The 15,212-nt window shown below is 60.8% G+C and carries 13 protein-coding genes and 1 pseudogene; 10 read left to right on the top strand and 4 right to left on the bottom strand.

Features of this window, described 5'->3' with window-relative positions; all coding sequences use genetic code 11:
* Positions 1 to 117: 117 nt before the first annotated feature.
* On the bottom strand, positions 118 to 1,278 hold the full coding sequence (locus tag C1T17_RS05225) for a phosphoserine transaminase (RefSeq protein ID WP_104952531.1): 1,161 nt from the start codon (positions 1,276 to 1,278) through the stop codon (positions 118 to 120).
* Between the two features lie 180 nt (positions 1,279 to 1,458).
* Here C1T17_RS05225 and C1T17_RS05220 point away from each other — a divergent pair, with 180 nt between their 5' ends.
* Positions 1,459 to 2,145, top strand: a complete 687-nt coding sequence (locus C1T17_RS05220; protein ID WP_104952530.1) for an extensin family protein — start codon at positions 1,459 to 1,461, stop codon at positions 2,143 to 2,145.
* A gap of 51 nt (positions 2,146 to 2,196) precedes the next feature.
* The gene (locus C1T17_RS05215) at positions 2,197 to 3,075 is read left to right on the top strand and encodes an LOG family protein (RefSeq protein WP_104952529.1); all 879 of its coding nucleotides are present in this window, start codon (positions 2,197 to 2,199) and stop codon (positions 3,073 to 3,075) included.
* Between the two features lie 60 nt (positions 3,076 to 3,135).
* On the opposite strand, the gene C1T17_RS05210 is transcribed toward C1T17_RS05215, so the two are convergent.
* Positions 3,136 to 3,777: a c-type cytochrome gene (locus C1T17_RS05210; RefSeq protein WP_104952528.1), complete on the bottom strand. Its 642-nt coding sequence runs from the start codon at positions 3,775 to 3,777 to the stop codon at positions 3,136 to 3,138.
* A 143-nt stretch (positions 3,778 to 3,920) separates the two neighbouring features.
* On the opposite strand from C1T17_RS05210, the gene C1T17_RS05205 reads away from it, so the two are divergent.
* From C1T17_RS05205 to C1T17_RS05170, 8 genes are all read left to right on the top strand, one after another.
* Positions 3,921 to 4,808 (top strand): prephenate dehydratase, encoded by an 888-nt coding sequence (locus C1T17_RS05205; protein ID WP_104952527.1) that lies wholly within the window; start codon positions 3,921 to 3,923, stop codon positions 4,806 to 4,808.
* A gap of 628 nt (positions 4,809 to 5,436) precedes the next feature.
* Positions 5,437 to 5,952 carry an RNA polymerase sigma factor gene (locus C1T17_RS05200; RefSeq protein WP_104952526.1) on the top strand — a complete coding sequence of 172 codons (516 nt, stop codon included), beginning with the start codon at positions 5,437 to 5,439 and terminating at the stop codon, positions 5,950 to 5,952.
* Positions 5,953 to 6,053: 101 nt separating this feature from the next.
* A complete protein-coding gene (locus C1T17_RS05195) occupies positions 6,054 to 7,046 on the top strand; it encodes a FecR family protein (protein WP_104952525.1) in 993 nt (330 codons plus the stop codon).
* A 163-nt stretch (positions 7,047 to 7,209) separates the two neighbouring features.
* Positions 7,210 to 9,660, top strand: a complete 2,451-nt coding sequence (locus C1T17_RS05190) for a TonB-dependent siderophore receptor (protein ID WP_104952524.1) — start codon at positions 7,210 to 7,212, stop codon at positions 9,658 to 9,660.
* Between the two features lie 53 nt (positions 9,661 to 9,713).
* Positions 9,714 to 11,273 carry a PepSY-associated TM helix domain-containing protein gene (locus C1T17_RS05185; RefSeq protein ID WP_104952523.1) on the top strand — a complete coding sequence of 520 codons (1,560 nt, stop codon included), beginning with the start codon at positions 9,714 to 9,716 and terminating at the stop codon, positions 11,271 to 11,273.
* The gene (locus tag C1T17_RS05180) at positions 11,270 to 11,560 is read left to right on the top strand and encodes a DUF3325 domain-containing protein (RefSeq protein WP_104952522.1); all 291 of its coding nucleotides are present in this window, start codon (positions 11,270 to 11,272) and stop codon (positions 11,558 to 11,560) included. The genes C1T17_RS05185 and C1T17_RS05180 overlap by 4 nt, the downstream gene beginning before the upstream one ends.
* Positions 11,557 to 11,865, top strand: a complete 309-nt coding sequence (locus tag C1T17_RS05175) for a hypothetical protein (protein WP_104952521.1) — start codon at positions 11,557 to 11,559, stop codon at positions 11,863 to 11,865. Before C1T17_RS05180 ends, C1T17_RS05175 begins: the two co-directional genes overlap by 4 nt.
* A complete protein-coding gene (locus C1T17_RS05170) occupies positions 11,862 to 12,641 on the top strand; it encodes an energy transducer TonB (RefSeq protein WP_104952520.1) in 780 nt (259 codons plus the stop codon). The genes C1T17_RS05175 and C1T17_RS05170 overlap by 4 nt, the downstream gene beginning before the upstream one ends.
* A 60-nt stretch (positions 12,642 to 12,701) precedes the next feature.
* Here the strand turns inward: C1T17_RS05170 and C1T17_RS05165 are convergent.
* Both C1T17_RS05165 and C1T17_RS05160 read right to left on the bottom strand, forming a co-directional pair.
* Positions 12,702 to 12,995, bottom strand: a pseudogene (locus C1T17_RS05165) (acetyl-CoA C-acyltransferase); the annotation flags it as partial.
* Positions 12,996 to 13,644: 649 nt separating this feature from the next.
* A complete protein-coding gene (locus tag C1T17_RS05160) occupies positions 13,645 to 15,087 on the bottom strand; it encodes a M48 family metalloprotease (RefSeq protein WP_189338501.1) in 1,443 nt (480 codons plus the stop codon).
* Positions 15,088 to 15,212: the final 125 nt, after the last annotated feature.

Here is a 15,212-nt window from a genome sequence, read left to right as displayed (position 1 = left end):
ATAGCCTTTCTGCTATTCGTCATCCTGACGAAGGTCAGGATCTCAGGCGGCTGGGTCGGACCTAGGGGCCTGCGATCCCAGCCTTCGCTGGGACGACGTGATTGGGTAGCGAGGGAGTTAAGCGGCTTTCACTTCGGCATAGGCCCAGTCGAGCCATGGGCCGAGCGCCTCGATGTCGGCAGTGTCGACGGTCGCGCCGCACCAGATGCGCAGGCCTGCGGGGGCATCGCGATATCCGGCGATGTCATAGGCCGCGCCTTCCTTCTCCAGCAGACCGGCGAAGCTCTTGATGAACGCTTCGTCCGCGCCTTCGACGGTAAGGCACACGCTGGTTTTCGAGCGCGACGCCGGATCGGCGGCGAGATGGCCGAGCCAGTCGCGATCCGCGACGATCTTGTCGAGCGCGGCGGCATTGGCGTCGCTGCGTGCGATCAGGCCAGCGGCCCCGCCGATCGACTTGCCCCATTCCAGCGCGAAGATCGCGTCTTCGACGGCCAGCATCGAGGGCGTGTTGATCGTTTCGCCCTTGAACACGCCTTCGGTGAGCTTGCCCTTCGACACGAGACGGAACACCTTGGGTAGCGGCCATGCGGGCGTATAGGTTTCGAGGCGTTCGACAGCGCGGGGGCCAAGGATCAGGACGCCATGGCCGCCTTCGCCGCCCAGCACCTTTTGCCAGGAGAAGGTGGCGACGTCGATCTTCGTCCAGTCGATGTCATAGGCGAACACCGCGCTGGTCGCGTCGGCGAAGGTCAGTCCTTCGCGGTCCGCTGGAATCCAGTCGGCATTGGGGACGCGCACGCCAGAGGTGGTGCCATTCCAGGTGAACAGCACGTCATGGCTGAAATCGGCAGAGGTGAGATCGGGCAACTGGCCGTAATCGGCGCGCACGACGGTCGGGTCGATCTTCAATTGCTTGACCGCGTCCGTCACCCAGCCTTCGCCGAAGCTTTCCCAGGCCATCGCGGTTACGGGACGCGCGCCGAGCATCGTCCACATCGCCATTTCAAAGGCGCCAGTGTCCGACCCCGGCACGATGCCGATGCGGTGCGTGTCAGGCAGGTTCAGCAATTCGCGCATCAGGTCGATGCTATACTGAAGGCGCGTCTTGCCGATCTTCGAACGATGCGAGCGGCCGAGCGAATCCGTGGCGAGCGCAGCGGCGCTCCAGCCCGGAGGCTTGGCACAGGGTCCGGAAGAGAAGAAGGGGCGAGCCGGCTTGGTAGCGGGCTTCGGAGCAGGCGCAAGGGTTGCGCCGGCGGCAGTAACATCAGTCATGTATGCGTCTCCTTACAGAGAGCTGCGCGGCGTTGGGACCGCGTGGCCCGTCGGCGGCCCTATAGATGTCGCGCATTTAGTCAAGCTTCTTCCGGTCCCGCGCCCCTCGGCCGGTCGTGCGGCGGATGGAGCGGGAAAGCCGTTGCCAGAGGTTCACCCTGTGCTGTTATAAGCGTCGTCATGCGTGGGCGACGGGCATTGCAGGGCTTTTCAACGCGATGGGTGACGCTGGCGCTGATCGTTGCGCTGAGCGCCTGCGCGGGAACGCCCGAACCCCGGCGCAGCGTGCGTGTGAAGCGGCCGCCAGTCGCACGGCCTGTTCCCCCCAGATCGCAGTCGCCCGAAATCCGCCAGTGCATGGCCAATCTGCGCGCGGCGCAGGTGCAGTTCACGCCGCTGGAGGATCGCAGTTTCGGCGGTGGATGCTCGGCGTTCGGCAGCGTGAAGCTGATCGATATTGGCGTCCCCACCACCAATCTTGGCGCGATGACCTGCCCGCTGGCGGCGAAGTTCTCGGCTTGGGCACGATATGGCGTGCAGCCCGCCGCGCGGCTGTTCCTGGGTAGCGAGTTGGTCAAGATCGAAACCTTTGGCACCTATTCCTGTCGCCCGATCGCCGGGTCGGGGCGGCTGTCCGAACATGCGTTCAGCAATGCCGTCGATGTGTCCGCCTTCCTGCTGGCCGATGGCCGCCGCATTTCGGTGAAGAACGGATGGGGTGGAGATGGTCGCGAACAGCAGTTCCTGCGCATCATCCGGAGCAGCGCCTGCAAGCGTTTCAGGACGGTCCTCAGCCCCGATTACAATGCGGCGCACCATGACCATCTGCATTTCGACATGGGCGGAAAAGGCGGCTTTTGCCGGTAGGTTAAGGCGCTTGTGCTTGGCAAGGCGCGGCCCGCTGGCTAATGCCCGCCGATGACCAACAAAGACATCGAAGAGCGCAAATTCCGTCCTGCCAAGCAGGAAGTGAAGGATGCCGCCAAAGACCTGCAAACACCGCAGACGACGAGCGCCGCCTATAGACTGGCGTTTCAGGACACCGACTTTCTGCTGCGCGAAGATTTGCGCCCTGTGCGGTTTCAGCTCGAACTGCTGAAGCCCGAATTGCTGATGAACGAGGCGAAGATCGAATCGACTTTCGTCTTCTACGGATCGGCGCGCATACCCGAACCGGAGAAGGCACAGGAGCGCCTCGCCGCCGCGATGACCGACGAGGAGCGCGGAGTTGCCCAGCGGCTGGCGGACAAGTCGAAATATTATGTCGAGGCGCGGCGGCTGGCCAATATCGCGGCGCGTTACCCGGCGGGCGAAGACGGCAAACGCAACTTCGTGGTGTGCTCGGGCGGCGGTCCGTCGATCATGGAAGCGGCCAATCGCGGCGCGGCGGATGTGGATGCGCCGTCGATCGGCATGAACATCGTGCTGCCGCATGAGCAGGCGCCCAACATCTATGTCACGCCCGAATTATCGTTCCAGTTCCACTATTTCGCGCTGCGCAAGATGCACTTCCTGTTGCGGGCGCGGGCGCTGGCAGTGTTCCCCGGCGGCTTCGGGACGTTCGACGAGTTTTTCGAGCTGCTGACGCTGATCCAGACCGGCAAGATGAAGCCCATTCCCATCCTGCTGTTCGGCAAGGATTTCTGGACTAAAGTTATCAATTTCGAGGCGCTGGCCGAGGAAGGCGTCATCTCGCACCGCGATCTTGACCTCATCACCTGGGTCGAAACGGCAGAGGAAGCGTGGAGCGCTGTCTGCGCCTTCTACAAGGACGACACGATGATGGCGTGCGGCTGACAGCAAAACGCCGCGCGATGGCCTGAACCATCGCGCGGCGCGCTTGAAATCGTTGACGCTTTACTTGGCGGCAGGGGCCGCAGCGTTCTCGGCCGGTGCAGCGGCATTGGCGGCAGGCGCCGCAGCGTTGCCCGCAGCAGCGGCATTATCCCCGGCGGCAGCAGCCGCTGGCGCCGCATCGGCGGCGGGCAGCGGCAGGTTGGAGCCCTGTGCGTTCAGATAGGCGATCACATTCGCGCGATCGGCGCCATTGCCAAGTCCGGCAAAGGTCATCTTCGTACCAGGCGCATATTCACGCGGGCTCTTCAGCCATGCGTCAAGCTGATCGAAGGTCCACTTGCCGCCCTTCTTCTTCAGCGCGTCGGAGAAAGCGAAGCCGCCCTTGCCCTCGGCAACCGCTTCATCGACGGTCGCATACAGGTTCGGACCTATACCGTTCGCCCCGCCCTGATTAACGGTGTGACATGCGGCGCACTTGCCGAACACCTTCTCACCGGCGGCGACATCGGCGCTGGCCAGCAGGGTGTTGAGGCCGGGGCCCGATTCGACCGCACCACCTTCGGCCTCTACGCCTTCGATCGCATAGCCCATCTTTTCGGGACGCTCCGCATGGAACAGCTTGCCGCTGACAATCGATCCGCCGAGCGCGACGATGCCTGCAAACAGCGCCCAACCGGCAATGGTATTGAAACGATCGTCCATGCGTCCGATTTCCTCCGAGTAATCCGCCCTGGCGCGTAAGTCAGGATTCCCGCGCCCTTTGTGGCGGTTGCCATAATGACGCAAGCGCGAACGCGCAAGCGTCGCTTGCGTCGATCCTCGCAACGCCCTAAGCGCCGTCCGCCATGGACGCTTATCCCCTTCCCGCACGGCGGCTGGTCGCACAGCTTTCGGAACAGGCATCGCGCGATCCAGCCTGCGCCATCGCCTATCAAGGGGCGCCAGGCGCAAATTCGCATTTGGCTGCGCTCGGTTACGAGCCCGCATGTATTCCCCTGCCTAGTTTCGCGTTCGAGGATGCAATCGACGCTGTACGCGAAGGGCGGGCCGACCGTGCGATCATCCCGATCGAAAATTCCTTGCATGGCCGCGTTGCCGACATGCACTTCCTGCTGCCCGAATCGGGCCTGCGCATTGTCGACGAATATTTCCTGCGCATCCGCCATTGCCTGATGAGCGCTTCCGATGCGCCGGTGACGCGGGCGTTCAGCCATCCGCAGGCGCTGGGGCAATCCCGCCATTATTTGCGCGCGCAGGGTATTCAGCCAGTTCCCTATGCCGATACGGCAGGCGCAGCCGCGCTGGTTGCGGAAACGCGCGAGCCGGGCGCGGCGGCTGTCGCGCCTCAGCTTGCGGCGGAAATCTACGGGCTGCGCATGGTCGCCGAGAATATCGAGGACAGCGATGACAATATGACGCGCTTCGTCGTCCTTGCCCGCGAACCGAAGCGGCCCTCGATAGATGGTCCGGTGATGACGACCTTTATGTTCGAAGTGCGCAATGTCGCGGCCTCGCTCTACAAAGCGTTGGGCGGCTTTGCGACAAACGGCGTCAACATGACCAAGCTGGAAAGTTACCAGCGTGGCGCAAGCTTCGCGATGACCGAGTTCTTTGCGGATATCGAGGGGATGCCCGGCGATCCCCGGATCGACCGCGCGCTGGAAGAATTGAAGTTCCACACCAAATGGGTGCGCATCCTTGGCAGCTACCCGCAGGCGCGCCCGCGGGTCTGAAAAGCGCTGTTCCAGGTGAAGCTGATCTGGAAGGTCACAAAAGTCACACTATGTCACCCCTTCATCCGGGTTCTTTCGCAAGCTATGGCGAGATGAAGCCCGACCAATTGGAACTGGCGGAGCGGGAATCCCGGCGAGGCAGAGAATGCGGCGAGCATTGCTTGAAGTTTTCGGCCGGAACATGCGACAACTTTAGCGGATCAACAGCCCTGGAGGGCAGCGGCCCGGCGGCTCAATCGCTCACGAATGCAGCGACTCTTTACGACCAAGCGGGAATTTACACAGGCATCCTGAACCTCGTTCCAGTATCTACTCCGCCTATCCAGCCGCTGCCCGCAATATTCCAGTTTGCAGACCTCGCCAGCCGCGATCTGCAAGATCGATTCACGTCTAATCATCCGCTCCAATGTAACAGTGTTCGATTAGCATGATTAGCAAGTTCCCGGACCCTACCCAGTCATGAATGACCACTCCTGCCGGCATGCAGCATACGCCTGCCCCGGAATGCTTTTGTCCATCTTGATTTCCCGGGCTCTTCGACTTTCATAACGATTTTTGTAAGCCCATCATGAAGCGGTATCAGCGATATTGTTGCGAGACGTTCGCATTCTGCTAACACTGCGCGGCAATGCCGACCAATGCCATTGCCCTGTCGCGTCTCCTGATCGCCGAGCGCCCGTCGCTCGTGCGATGGATGGCACGCATCGTCGGTAGCGAGCCGGCGGCCGAGGACGTGGCTCAGAGCCTTTATATCCGAGTCCAGACGGTTAGAGATCATCCGCCGATCGTTAACAAGCGGTCTTTCCTGTTTCGCCTAGCCTTGAACCTCGCGGTTGATCATTTGCGTTCGGCTCGCCGACACGATGCACGGTTCGCCGACAACGTAAATACATCGCATGTCGCATCAGCCGAACCGAACGCGGAGGTCCGCCTGCTTGACCAGGAGAAGGTCCGCCGGATCGCGGCCATTGTCGAGACGATGCCGCTGCGCTGTCGCCAAGTGTTTGTGCTCATTAAGCTCGATGAGCTGAGCGTGGCGGAGACGGCAACCCGCCTCGGAATCAGTCAGGATATGGTGCGCAAGCACATCCGCCACGCCCTGCAAATCTGCCACCGGACCCTTGCGGGCGATCAGTCTGCGTGAGATATTTTTCCGGGACGCCTCTCGTTTCCCTTATATCGAACGTCATAACAATGCAGGCTCTTGTGGCCCATAACCCATGACGGGAAGAGGGAGGAACGCTGATGGCGGCTTCGGCTGACGATCCCTTGCCGAAATCCATCATCGATGAGGCGGCGCGTTGGATTGCGGTCGCTGAAGGCGATGCGCTGTCAGCCGAAAAGAAGGCGGCGCTGAATGCCTGGCTCGCGGTTGACCCTCGCCACGCCCGCGCCTTCGCGGCGATGCAAGACATCTGGGCGCATATGGCAGGCGTTCCTGAAACCCTGGCTCTGCGGGCAAGCCTGCTAGCGGCAGCGGACCGCCGCTCCCGGCGATCGTTGCCGCGCGCCACTGGTCCACGTAGGCAACGCTGGATCGGCCCGGCGTTAGCTGCGAGTCTGGCGCTGATGTTCATCGGTATCGCGGCGGATTTGCCGACACGCCTGCAGGCGGACGAGATGACCGCGACTGGCGAACGGCGCATCGTGAAGCTGCCGGACGGATCGACCGTTCACCTCGATACACACAGCGCGGTGGCGCTCGATTTCGTAGACGGTCGGCGCGTGGTGCGGCTGCTAGGCGGCGAAGCAGCCTTTATCGTAGCGCCCGATCCGCACCGGCCCTTTACTGTCGAGGCGAGTGGCGGATCGGCGACGGCGCTCGGCACCCGCTTCCTTGTGCGCAGAGACGCCGACGGCGCGAGAGTGATGGTGACAGAGCACAGTGTTCGGGTCACCTACCCTGTCCCGCAAGGGTCGTCAGCGGTTGTCACAGAGGGCCAAAGCCTTGCTTATGGCCAGGATGGCCTCGGCCACGCTGCGCCAGCGAACACCGCCGATGCGATGGCGTGGACCGAAGGCGTGCTGGTGTTCAGGAACACACCCCTCACGCAAGTCGTTGCGGAAATCGGGCGCTACCATCGTGGCTATTTCCGCGTGCTCGGCGAGGCCCAGACGCTTCGCGTGAGCGGTGTGTTTCACATCGATGATCCCGTTGCCGCAATCAACCAGCTTCAACGCTCGCTCGGGCTGAACTCTACCCGACTGACCAATCGCCTGATCTTCATCTCGGGCTGAGCAGGAAAAATTGCGGCCCGACCTCTCGTTTCCGAAAGCCCAATCGTCATAGATGCGAGGCATTCGCATTAGCATTGCGGCTTGCTTCCGAGCATGAGCGATCGGGGAATGAAAAGTGGAAATTTCAACGACAACACGCGGCTGCCGGGGCGCTGCAAATCTTATGGCTTCACTGCTGCTGGCGACGGCGCTGGGCGCTAGCGCGATCGTGGCAACGCCGGCACTGGCGCAGGGAACCCGCAGTTATGACATTCCTGCCGGCCCGCTGGCGGACGTGCTGAATGCCTTTGCACGCCAGGCTGCTGTCGAGATGGCCTACCGGGCAGAACTGACTGCCGGCCTTTCAAGCGTAGGTCTCAATGGCAGCTATGGTCCTGCCGAGGGACTATCGCGTACTTTGGCTGGCACCGGCATCATCTTCCGTCAAACGGGGCCCCGAGCCTTTACGCTCGAGCGCGCCCCACAATCGGCGGACGGAGCAATCCAGTTAGAGCCGATACGGGTCGAAGGTGAGGTTGGCAGCTCAAACGTCCAGCCACTTGGCGCGGCGTTCAGCTCTGCCACGACGGAGGGGCGCCGATCCTATGCGCCCAGCGTCGTCACCATCGGTAAAACCGAGCAAGCTCTCAAGGATATCCCGCAGTCTGTGTCGGTGCTGACCCGCCAGAGCATGGATGATCAAAACATCATCACCCTTGGACAAGCACTAACGGCGATTCCGGGCATCACTCTGGCGCGTTCGCCGGGCGTGGGATCGTTCGTATATTCACGCGGTTTCGAGATCAGCGCGCTGCAATATGATGGCGTACCGCTGGCGCGAAACCTCTACAGCACCGGCAGCTTCATGGCCGATTCCATGGTCTTCTATGACCGGATCGAGGTACTGCGCGGGGCAGCCGGCCTCTTGCAGGGCGCTAATGCTCCCGGCGGCGCGATCAATTTCGTGCGCAAGCGTGGACAGGCTGAACAGACGGTCAATGTCAGCCTGCTTGGCGGTTCATGGGACCATTTTGGCGGCCAGCTCGATTTCGGGGGGCCGGTCGACAAGGATGGGCGCCTTCGCATCCGAGCCATTGCCGACTTTGATCAGGCTGACTCCTTCGTAGATATGGTCTGGAACAAGACCCGTTCCTTCTACCTCGCCGCAGACTATGACATCGATCCGGATACGGTGCTGGGCGTGGGTATCAGCAACCGCCGTTTCAACGGCCGTCAGTTCGAGCGCGGATTACCCCGTTATGCGGATGGCGGCGACCTAGGCCTGGCACGCTCGACTTACCTGGGCGCGGACTGGAATCGCGTGACCAGCGACCAGACCATGCTCCATCTTGATCTAGAGCATCGCTTTAGCGACAGCTGGAGTGCGAAAGTCTCGGGCATCCACTTCGATGAAAGCAATCGTTCCAATTATCAGTTCGTCAGCGGCGCCATATCCCGTGTGACCGGAGGGGGCGCAACGTACTCGAATTTCGCCACCGATTATAAGACAAAGGGCAACGCGATCGATGCCTATGTCGCCGGATCGTTCGATATCGGAGGCATCGGAAGCGAGGTGATCGTCGGCGGCAACTACCTCTCCCACAAGACGGATGATGTGCTGGCCCGCCAGTTCAACGTGGCCACCATTAGCAATATCGGCAACGTCAATAACTATCGGCCTCGGCGCACATTGGCGGACCTCATCGCGACTCAGTTCTCACAGCGGTCGGCATATGCCATCGAACAATATGGGGTGTATGGCACATGGCGGCTGAGGCCGGTCGAGGCATTGACCATCACATTCGGCGGACGGCTCAACTGGTATGACTATAGCTATACCAGCCGGAGCGGCACGGCAGCCAGCTATGGCGCGCCGAACGCCGCGACCACCCGAGCGAACGCGAAATTCACCCCGTATGTCGGTGCGGTCTACGCGCTGGGCGAAGCATGGAGCGTCTATGCCAGCTACGCTACGATCTATGATCCACAAACATCCCGCGATGCCGATGGCAATCTGCTGAGGCCCATTGACGGCCGAAATTATGAGGCCGGCATCAAGGGGGAATTGATGGAGGGGCGCGCCAATGTTTCTCTGGCGCTGTTCCGCTACGATCACCGCAATCGCTCAGTTAACGACATAGCCGGCGGCTTCGCCTGCAGCGGCTGGTATTGCTCAATCGCATCCGGAAAGGTGCGTAGCGAAGGTGTGGAAGTCGAGGCCAACGGCGAGATCCTGCCCAGCCTGCAAGCTTCGATGGGCTACACATATAACAAGACGGAGTATCTTGAAGATCCGTCGCTCGAGGGAGCATGGTTTAGCACCTGGACCCCTCGTCACCTTCTACGCCTATGGGCAGATTACACACTGCCCGGCAAGCTTGAGCGCATCAGTACAGGCTTGGGCGTTACCGCTCAGTCAAAGATGAAAGGATATGATCGCAGCTTCGACATCACAGGATATTCGGTGTGGAATGCTCGGATTGGATACCAGATCACGCCAGCGCTTCTCGCGGCTGTCAACGTCAACAACATTTTTGACAAGACCTACTATATTCCGAGCTATGCCCAACAGGCGAACAGCAATTTCTACGGTGATCCGCGTAATGTGACCGTCTCGGTTAAAGCTCGTTTCTGACGATGGGGGAACGCTCCGCTTTCCCAGTGCAGACGGCGACGAGTAAGGCGACCATGGGTAACCAGTCCTTCCGCCAGTCGATGGGATGGCTTCACACCTGGGCAGGCATCCTGCCGGGCTGGTTGCTGTTCACCATATTCCTCTTCGGCACGGCAGCATTCTTCCAGCAAGAGATATCCGGTTGGATGCGCCCGGAGCTGAGAGGACAAACCGTATCGAGCACTGCGCTTCGCGCGGCCTCGATCCTTCTAACCGCCAAGGCTCCCGATGCCGATCGATGGATCATTACCCTACCGTCTGATCGGGGCGGCGAGCCGCTGATCGCGACATGGAAGAGCGGGATCGGCAATGCAGCCTCTTCTGGCAAGGCAATCCTTGATCCCACCAGCGGCCGCGAGATCGCAGTTCGGGACACGCGCGGCGGATGGTTCCTCTACCGCTTCCATTTCGAACTCCGTTACCTCCCTCATTGGCTTGCCGAGATCCTCGTCTGTGCGGCCGCGCTGGCAATGCTGGTGGCAATTGTCTCCGGTATAGTCATCCATAAAAGGATCTTTGCTGATTTCTTCACGCTGCGCTTCGGCAAAGGCCAGCGCTCATGGCTCGATGCGCACAATGTCACCGCCATTCTGGCGTTGCCCTTCCACCTGATGATTACTTATACAGGTCTCGTCACACTGCTTTTCACGCTTATGCCTTGGGCGATCAGCGCCCAATTTCCGGATCGCGGAAGTTATTTCCAGGCCGCCTATCCGCCCGGTCCGGTGAGGAATCCTACAGGGCAGAGGATCGCTTCACTCTCGCTGAACAAGGCGGTGTCACGCGCGAGGAGTCTGCTGGACGGCTTCGCCCCAGCGCGCATCGTTGTTGAGCGCCCTGGTGATCTCGCTTCGATCGTTCAGCTTTGGCCGTCCCCGACACAGATCGGCGGTGCATCGGATGCTCTCTATCTGGATGGTGGCACGGGAAAGGTTATGGCGATCCCTGCAGTACCGGGCATCGCCATGGCAAGTCGGAGCGTGATGGTCGACCTACACGCGGGTCGCTTCTCTGGCGCGGTCGTGCGCTGGCTCTATTTCCTGTCCGGCGTTGGCGGCACGGTGATGGTGGCAAGCGGCCTCGTTCTGTGGACTGTCAAGCGCCGCGCCAAGCTGCTCGACCAGAATCGCCCGCATTTCGGCCTCCGGCTTGTGGAAAGATTGAACGTCGGCATGATTACGGGATCATGCGCGGGGATCGCGGTGTTCTTCCTTAGCAACCGCCTGCTACCGTTCGACATGGCGAAACGGGCTGAGTGGGAAATCAACTGCCTGTTCATAGCCTGGGGTGCGGTGCTCGTGTGGACGCTTGCCCGGCCCGTAAAGCGAGCGTGGATCGAGGCCCTGGCTGCATGTGCGTCCCTCTATGCGCTGGTGCCTGTCGTGAACGACCTAACCACGACGCGCGGCCTCTTCCCGAGCTTAATGGCGCAGGATTGGATCTTTGCCGGGTTCGATCTTGTGATGCTGGTGACGGCTGCAGGCTGTGCCTTTACGGCATGGAAGCTCACTATCCATAAACCGAAGGATACACCGCGCCGTACGGCGCGCGAATTGATGGAGGCGGCGGCATGATCCATGCCGCAACTTTCTTCTTGTCTTTAGGCGGCTTCGTCGGACTGCTGCTCGCCATGAGGCGGCACCAACAGGACTGGCTCAGCCGGAAGCTACCCCTCGCACTGAGCCGCACCTTGCGCTTGATGGGCTTTTTGGCAATGGCGCTTGCGTTCGCACTTGCTGGATTGGGTTTTGGCTGGGGTGATGGCGCAGTGGCCTGGTTCGGTTGGCTGACCATCGCCGCCGCCCTGGTCATCGTCGCCAACACCAATCGCGACCGCATCATGCGAAAGCTCCAGCCATGATCCGCCTGAGTGAACAAGCGCGGGGTCGGTGGTCGGCCGCATCTCGCACACTTGCAGGAACGCTGGGGGCCTATGCGTTCACCTCGTTGGCCACGGTCACCCTGTCGCTGCTCCTGGCCCGTCTCGGCATGAACCGTGTGGAGGCAGTCACTGCCGCCACACTGGCGAGTTTCATAATCTTTGCCGTTGTCGCCATGGCTGCCTTCCATACGCGCAATCCGGACCGCGCGTGGGGGTGGTTGCTGGGTCTAAGCCTGCCACTGGCAATCGCCGCATTCTTCATGATGCCGAGGTTCCCAGCATGAAAGTACTTGTCGCCGGTGGAGTGAAGCCGGAGGAAGTGAGCGAAACTGCTCCACTGCCGCAAACCGCGCCTGTCGCCGTACCGCTCGAGCGTAGCGCTTACGCTCCACCGGCAAGCAGTCGCATCTTCGGACTGACGGGCACAATCGCCATCTTCGCGATGATCCTTGTGGGGCTTCTCCTCACCATCGATCGGGTCGTGCAGGTGCAGCCCCCATCCGCACCAACGATGGTGGAGTTGCTGCCACTCGCCTCGCCTCCGGAGACCCCGCCCGAGGAGAAGGAGGCGCAAAGACAGGTCGAGAAAAAGATCGAGCCTTCCGAACCGCCCAAGGTGCAGCCGATTGAACAGATCATCGTTCCGATCCAGGCAGTTTCGGTGCCCCAACCTGTCGGCGGGCCGAATATGCCTGATCCCGCGCGCCGGCCTGAGGAAACCACTGCGCTAAAGACGGCGCCGGCACCGCCAGCGCCACAGGTATCGAGCAACGCACCTGACACCTGGGAAGGGCGAGTACTGGCCCAACTCAACAAGCACCGGCGCTACCCGCGCATGGCGATGGCGCGCCGGCAGCAGGGAGTGCCCTATATCCGATTCACCGTGGACCGCGAGGGGAAGGTGCTGTCTTCGCACCTTGAACGCTCGTCGGGCAATGCAGATCTGGATCGCGAGGCGGTTGCCCTACCAAAGCGCGCATCGCCACTTCCCAGGCCACCTGTCGAAAGAAATGGGGAAACACTTGAGTTAGTGGTGCCTGTAGAATTCTTCATGAAATGATCTTGGAAGACATTACCACTGGTGTCGCAAAATGGCCAAGGGTGCAAGCCGGATCGCCGATCATCCCACGATCTCGAACAACCCCGCCGCGCCCATTCCGCCGGCGGTGCACAGCGACACCACGACATAGCGCACGCCGCGCTTGCGGCCTTCGATCAGGGCGTGGCCGATTAGCCGAGCGCCGATCATACCGAACGGATGGCCAATTGCGATCGCGCCTCCGTTGACGTTGTATTTTTCTGGATCGATGCCAAGCGTGTCGCGACAATAAAGGCACTGGCTGGCGAACGCCTCGTTAAGTTCCCACAGCCCGATATCCTCGACCTTGAGGCCCGCGCGGTCGAGCAACTTGGGATCGCGAAGGTCCTGAGCAGCGGCCTTTACAGAATGGGTTTTTAAGGATGCATCAAGTTCAGCAAGATGTTTGACAGCATTAACTTTGATTTGGCACGGAACCTTAAGACCCCTCGTGCTTTATAGGCGCAACTTTGGTCCCCATCAGAGTGAACGAGGGTCGGTTCGTAAGGGCCGGCCCTTTTTTGATGCGCGGCTTAGAAGACTAACTATCAGGACGCGCCTCGAAATGACGATGGGCTGCTCCGCATCCACAGGTCCGCTGTTTGGGCCGTTTCTCCAGCGCCTTGGCTTTCCGCCTCTCGTGACGATTACGTGCGGGTGGTTGCTCATGGCTGTGTAGGTGGCTGTCTGGCTGCATGATCAAATCCTCGATCAGAACTTAACGTGCCGCTGCTGAATGGGGTCCGCTCGGCCTTTCTGGCGCTAGAACCACGATGGTCGTTTGACCGTTTGGTACCCTTTGGTCGTCCGGATCGTCGATTGCTCAGTTAGAAGCTGCCATCGCCAGGCAACCCTTCATGGACGCTCAGCGTCGTATTTCATTTTCATGTGCAGACCTTCAGCTTCTCCACCGATTCTTACTGTGCTGGCGTACACCACATACGACGCCTATCACATTGCGGCTCGGTTTAGCTTGCGCTTGCGGCTAACTTGCCCAAGTCACGAGCTTGACGAACTGTCCTGACCGGACTGAGCTATCTACGATGCCGTTCAGCGCGCGCAGCAAGGGCTCTCCGCCATCCCCCGCCATTTGTTTGCCGAGGCTCACCGTTGTGTCTCCGGAAGCGACACGGACCACCTCGATGCGACGCGCACGCAGCTTCCCGATTTCGGCGTCACTCAATCGATGGAACGATGAAAACAGGGCGGCCGCGACGGGACCACTGTCGATGCCCGGCGGTGCTGCGATGATGAAATGATAGGCTTGGCCGTTCCCGCCGTCATAGACCGCAACATGGAGCTGCGCCGGACCATTCTGCGTCATGATGTGCACCGGAAGGATGAATGCAGGCAGTCCGTTGACGCTGCCCTCATCTGCCCTGCCGATGGTCGCCTGCGTTTTGCCGAGGACCGACGTCAACAGTGCGTTTGCGTATTCGGCGATACCACGCCCCTTAAGTGCACCTCCTCCAAATTCGCCCTGAATACCTTCTGGACCCATTAGCCGGATCGCTGCAGGACTATTGGTCATGGTAAAGCCGGAAGGTGCGGCAAACCCGATGCGCAGCACAGGGTGGGCGAAGCGTTGCCCAAGTACGAAGCCCTGCTCTGGATCATCCCCGTAAAGCATGCCGTCGACCGCCTTTAGCAACGCGGCCTGGTTCTCCGGGAGCGTATCATCAGCCAAACCGGTAGCTTCCGCGCTGGCATGCGCGCGCGCAATGCGCTTCTCCGTCAACGGATGGGATAGTGTCCATTCGGGAAGCGCCTTGGCGTCCTGCCCGCCCGCTTCTGAACGCTGGGCTTCCTGCGCCTGCAGGGCTTGCAGCATATCGGTCGCAGCATAGGGGTCGTATCCCGCAGATTGAAGATAGCGGACACCAAGATCGTCCGACTCATACTCCTGCTTCCGCGAATATCGCAGGCCGAAAAACTGCGCCGCCTGGCCCGCCAGATCGGTCAGCTTCTCGGAGCCTGTCAAACTGACGGCTATCACGCCAAGGGTTCTCCAGAGCGAGCGCTGCTCCTGTCGATCGCTATGCTGAGCGACAATATGGCCAAGCTCATGGCCCAGTACGGAAGCGAGCTCTGCTTCACTGTTGACCACTGCCAACAGGCCACGGGTGATGTAGATGTAGCAGCCAGGAACGGCAAAGGCATTGACCACATCGCTGTTCACGAGCGTGAAGTGGCACTGGCCTTTCAGCTTGGCGGCATTCGCCATCCGCTCGCCCACGGCAGTAACATAGGCCGACTGCCGGCCAGCGTAAACACCGCCAAATGCTTCCAGCAAAGCTGGGTGCTGTTCGGCTCCTATCGCTCGATCATGCTGGCTGATCTGGGCCTGATAGTCCGGCGGCGGCGGCGGTCCACGACCGCAGCTTGCAGTGAGAAGCGCGAGAAGTAGAAGCGAGTGGCATCGTGTCATAGGGTTATTACGCGGAACGGCCGCGAAATATCCAGCGTGGATAAGAGCTTCCCAAATCCCTATTCGGAAGGGCCACGGATTTATCCGATAGCTGGGTCGCAAAGGTTTATTCTGGAAGACCTCTG

Origin of the sequence: Sphingobium sp. SCG-1 (genome assembly GCF_002953135.1) — a bacterium.
GTDB lineage: Bacteria > Pseudomonadota > Alphaproteobacteria > Sphingomonadales > Sphingomonadaceae > Sphingobium.
Note: the sequence above shows the minus strand (reverse complement) of the source record. Positions and strands in the feature narration are given on the sequence as shown.

Bases quoted from the DNA above. Each gene is read 5' to 3' on its own strand.
- C1T17_RS05225 (WP_104952531.1), bottom strand. From the start codon at position 1,278: ATGACTGATGTTACTGCCGCCGGCGCAACCCTTGCGCCTGCTCCGAAG.
- C1T17_RS05220 (WP_104952530.1), top strand. From the start codon at position 1,459: ATGCGTGGGCGACGGGCATTGCAGGGCTTTTCAACGCGATGGGTGACG.
- C1T17_RS05215 (WP_104952529.1), top strand. From the start codon at position 2,197: ATGACCAACAAAGACATCGAAGAGCGCAAATTCCGTCCTGCCAAGCAG.
- C1T17_RS05210 (WP_104952528.1), bottom strand. From the start codon at position 3,777: ATGGACGATCGTTTCAATACCATTGCCGGTTGGGCGCTGTTTGCAGGC.
- C1T17_RS05205 (WP_104952527.1), top strand. From the start codon at position 3,921: ATGGACGCTTATCCCCTTCCCGCACGGCGGCTGGTCGCACAGCTTTCG.
- C1T17_RS05200 (WP_104952526.1), top strand. From the start codon at position 5,437: ATGCCGACCAATGCCATTGCCCTGTCGCGTCTCCTGATCGCCGAGCGC.
- C1T17_RS05195 (WP_104952525.1), top strand. From the start codon at position 6,054: ATGGCGGCTTCGGCTGACGATCCCTTGCCGAAATCCATCATCGATGAG.
- C1T17_RS05190 (WP_104952524.1), top strand. From the start codon at position 7,210: ATGGCTTCACTGCTGCTGGCGACGGCGCTGGGCGCTAGCGCGATCGTG.
- C1T17_RS05185 (WP_104952523.1), top strand. From the start codon at position 9,714: ATGGGTAACCAGTCCTTCCGCCAGTCGATGGGATGGCTTCACACCTGG.
- C1T17_RS05180 (WP_104952522.1), top strand. From the start codon at position 11,270: ATGATCCATGCCGCAACTTTCTTCTTGTCTTTAGGCGGCTTCGTCGGA.
- C1T17_RS05175 (WP_104952521.1), top strand. From the start codon at position 11,557: ATGATCCGCCTGAGTGAACAAGCGCGGGGTCGGTGGTCGGCCGCATCT.
- C1T17_RS05170 (WP_104952520.1), top strand. From the start codon at position 11,862: ATGAAAGTACTTGTCGCCGGTGGAGTGAAGCCGGAGGAAGTGAGCGAA.
- C1T17_RS05160 (WP_189338501.1), bottom strand. From the start codon at position 15,087: ATGACACGATGCCACTCGCTTCTACTTCTCGCGCTTCTCACTGCAAGC.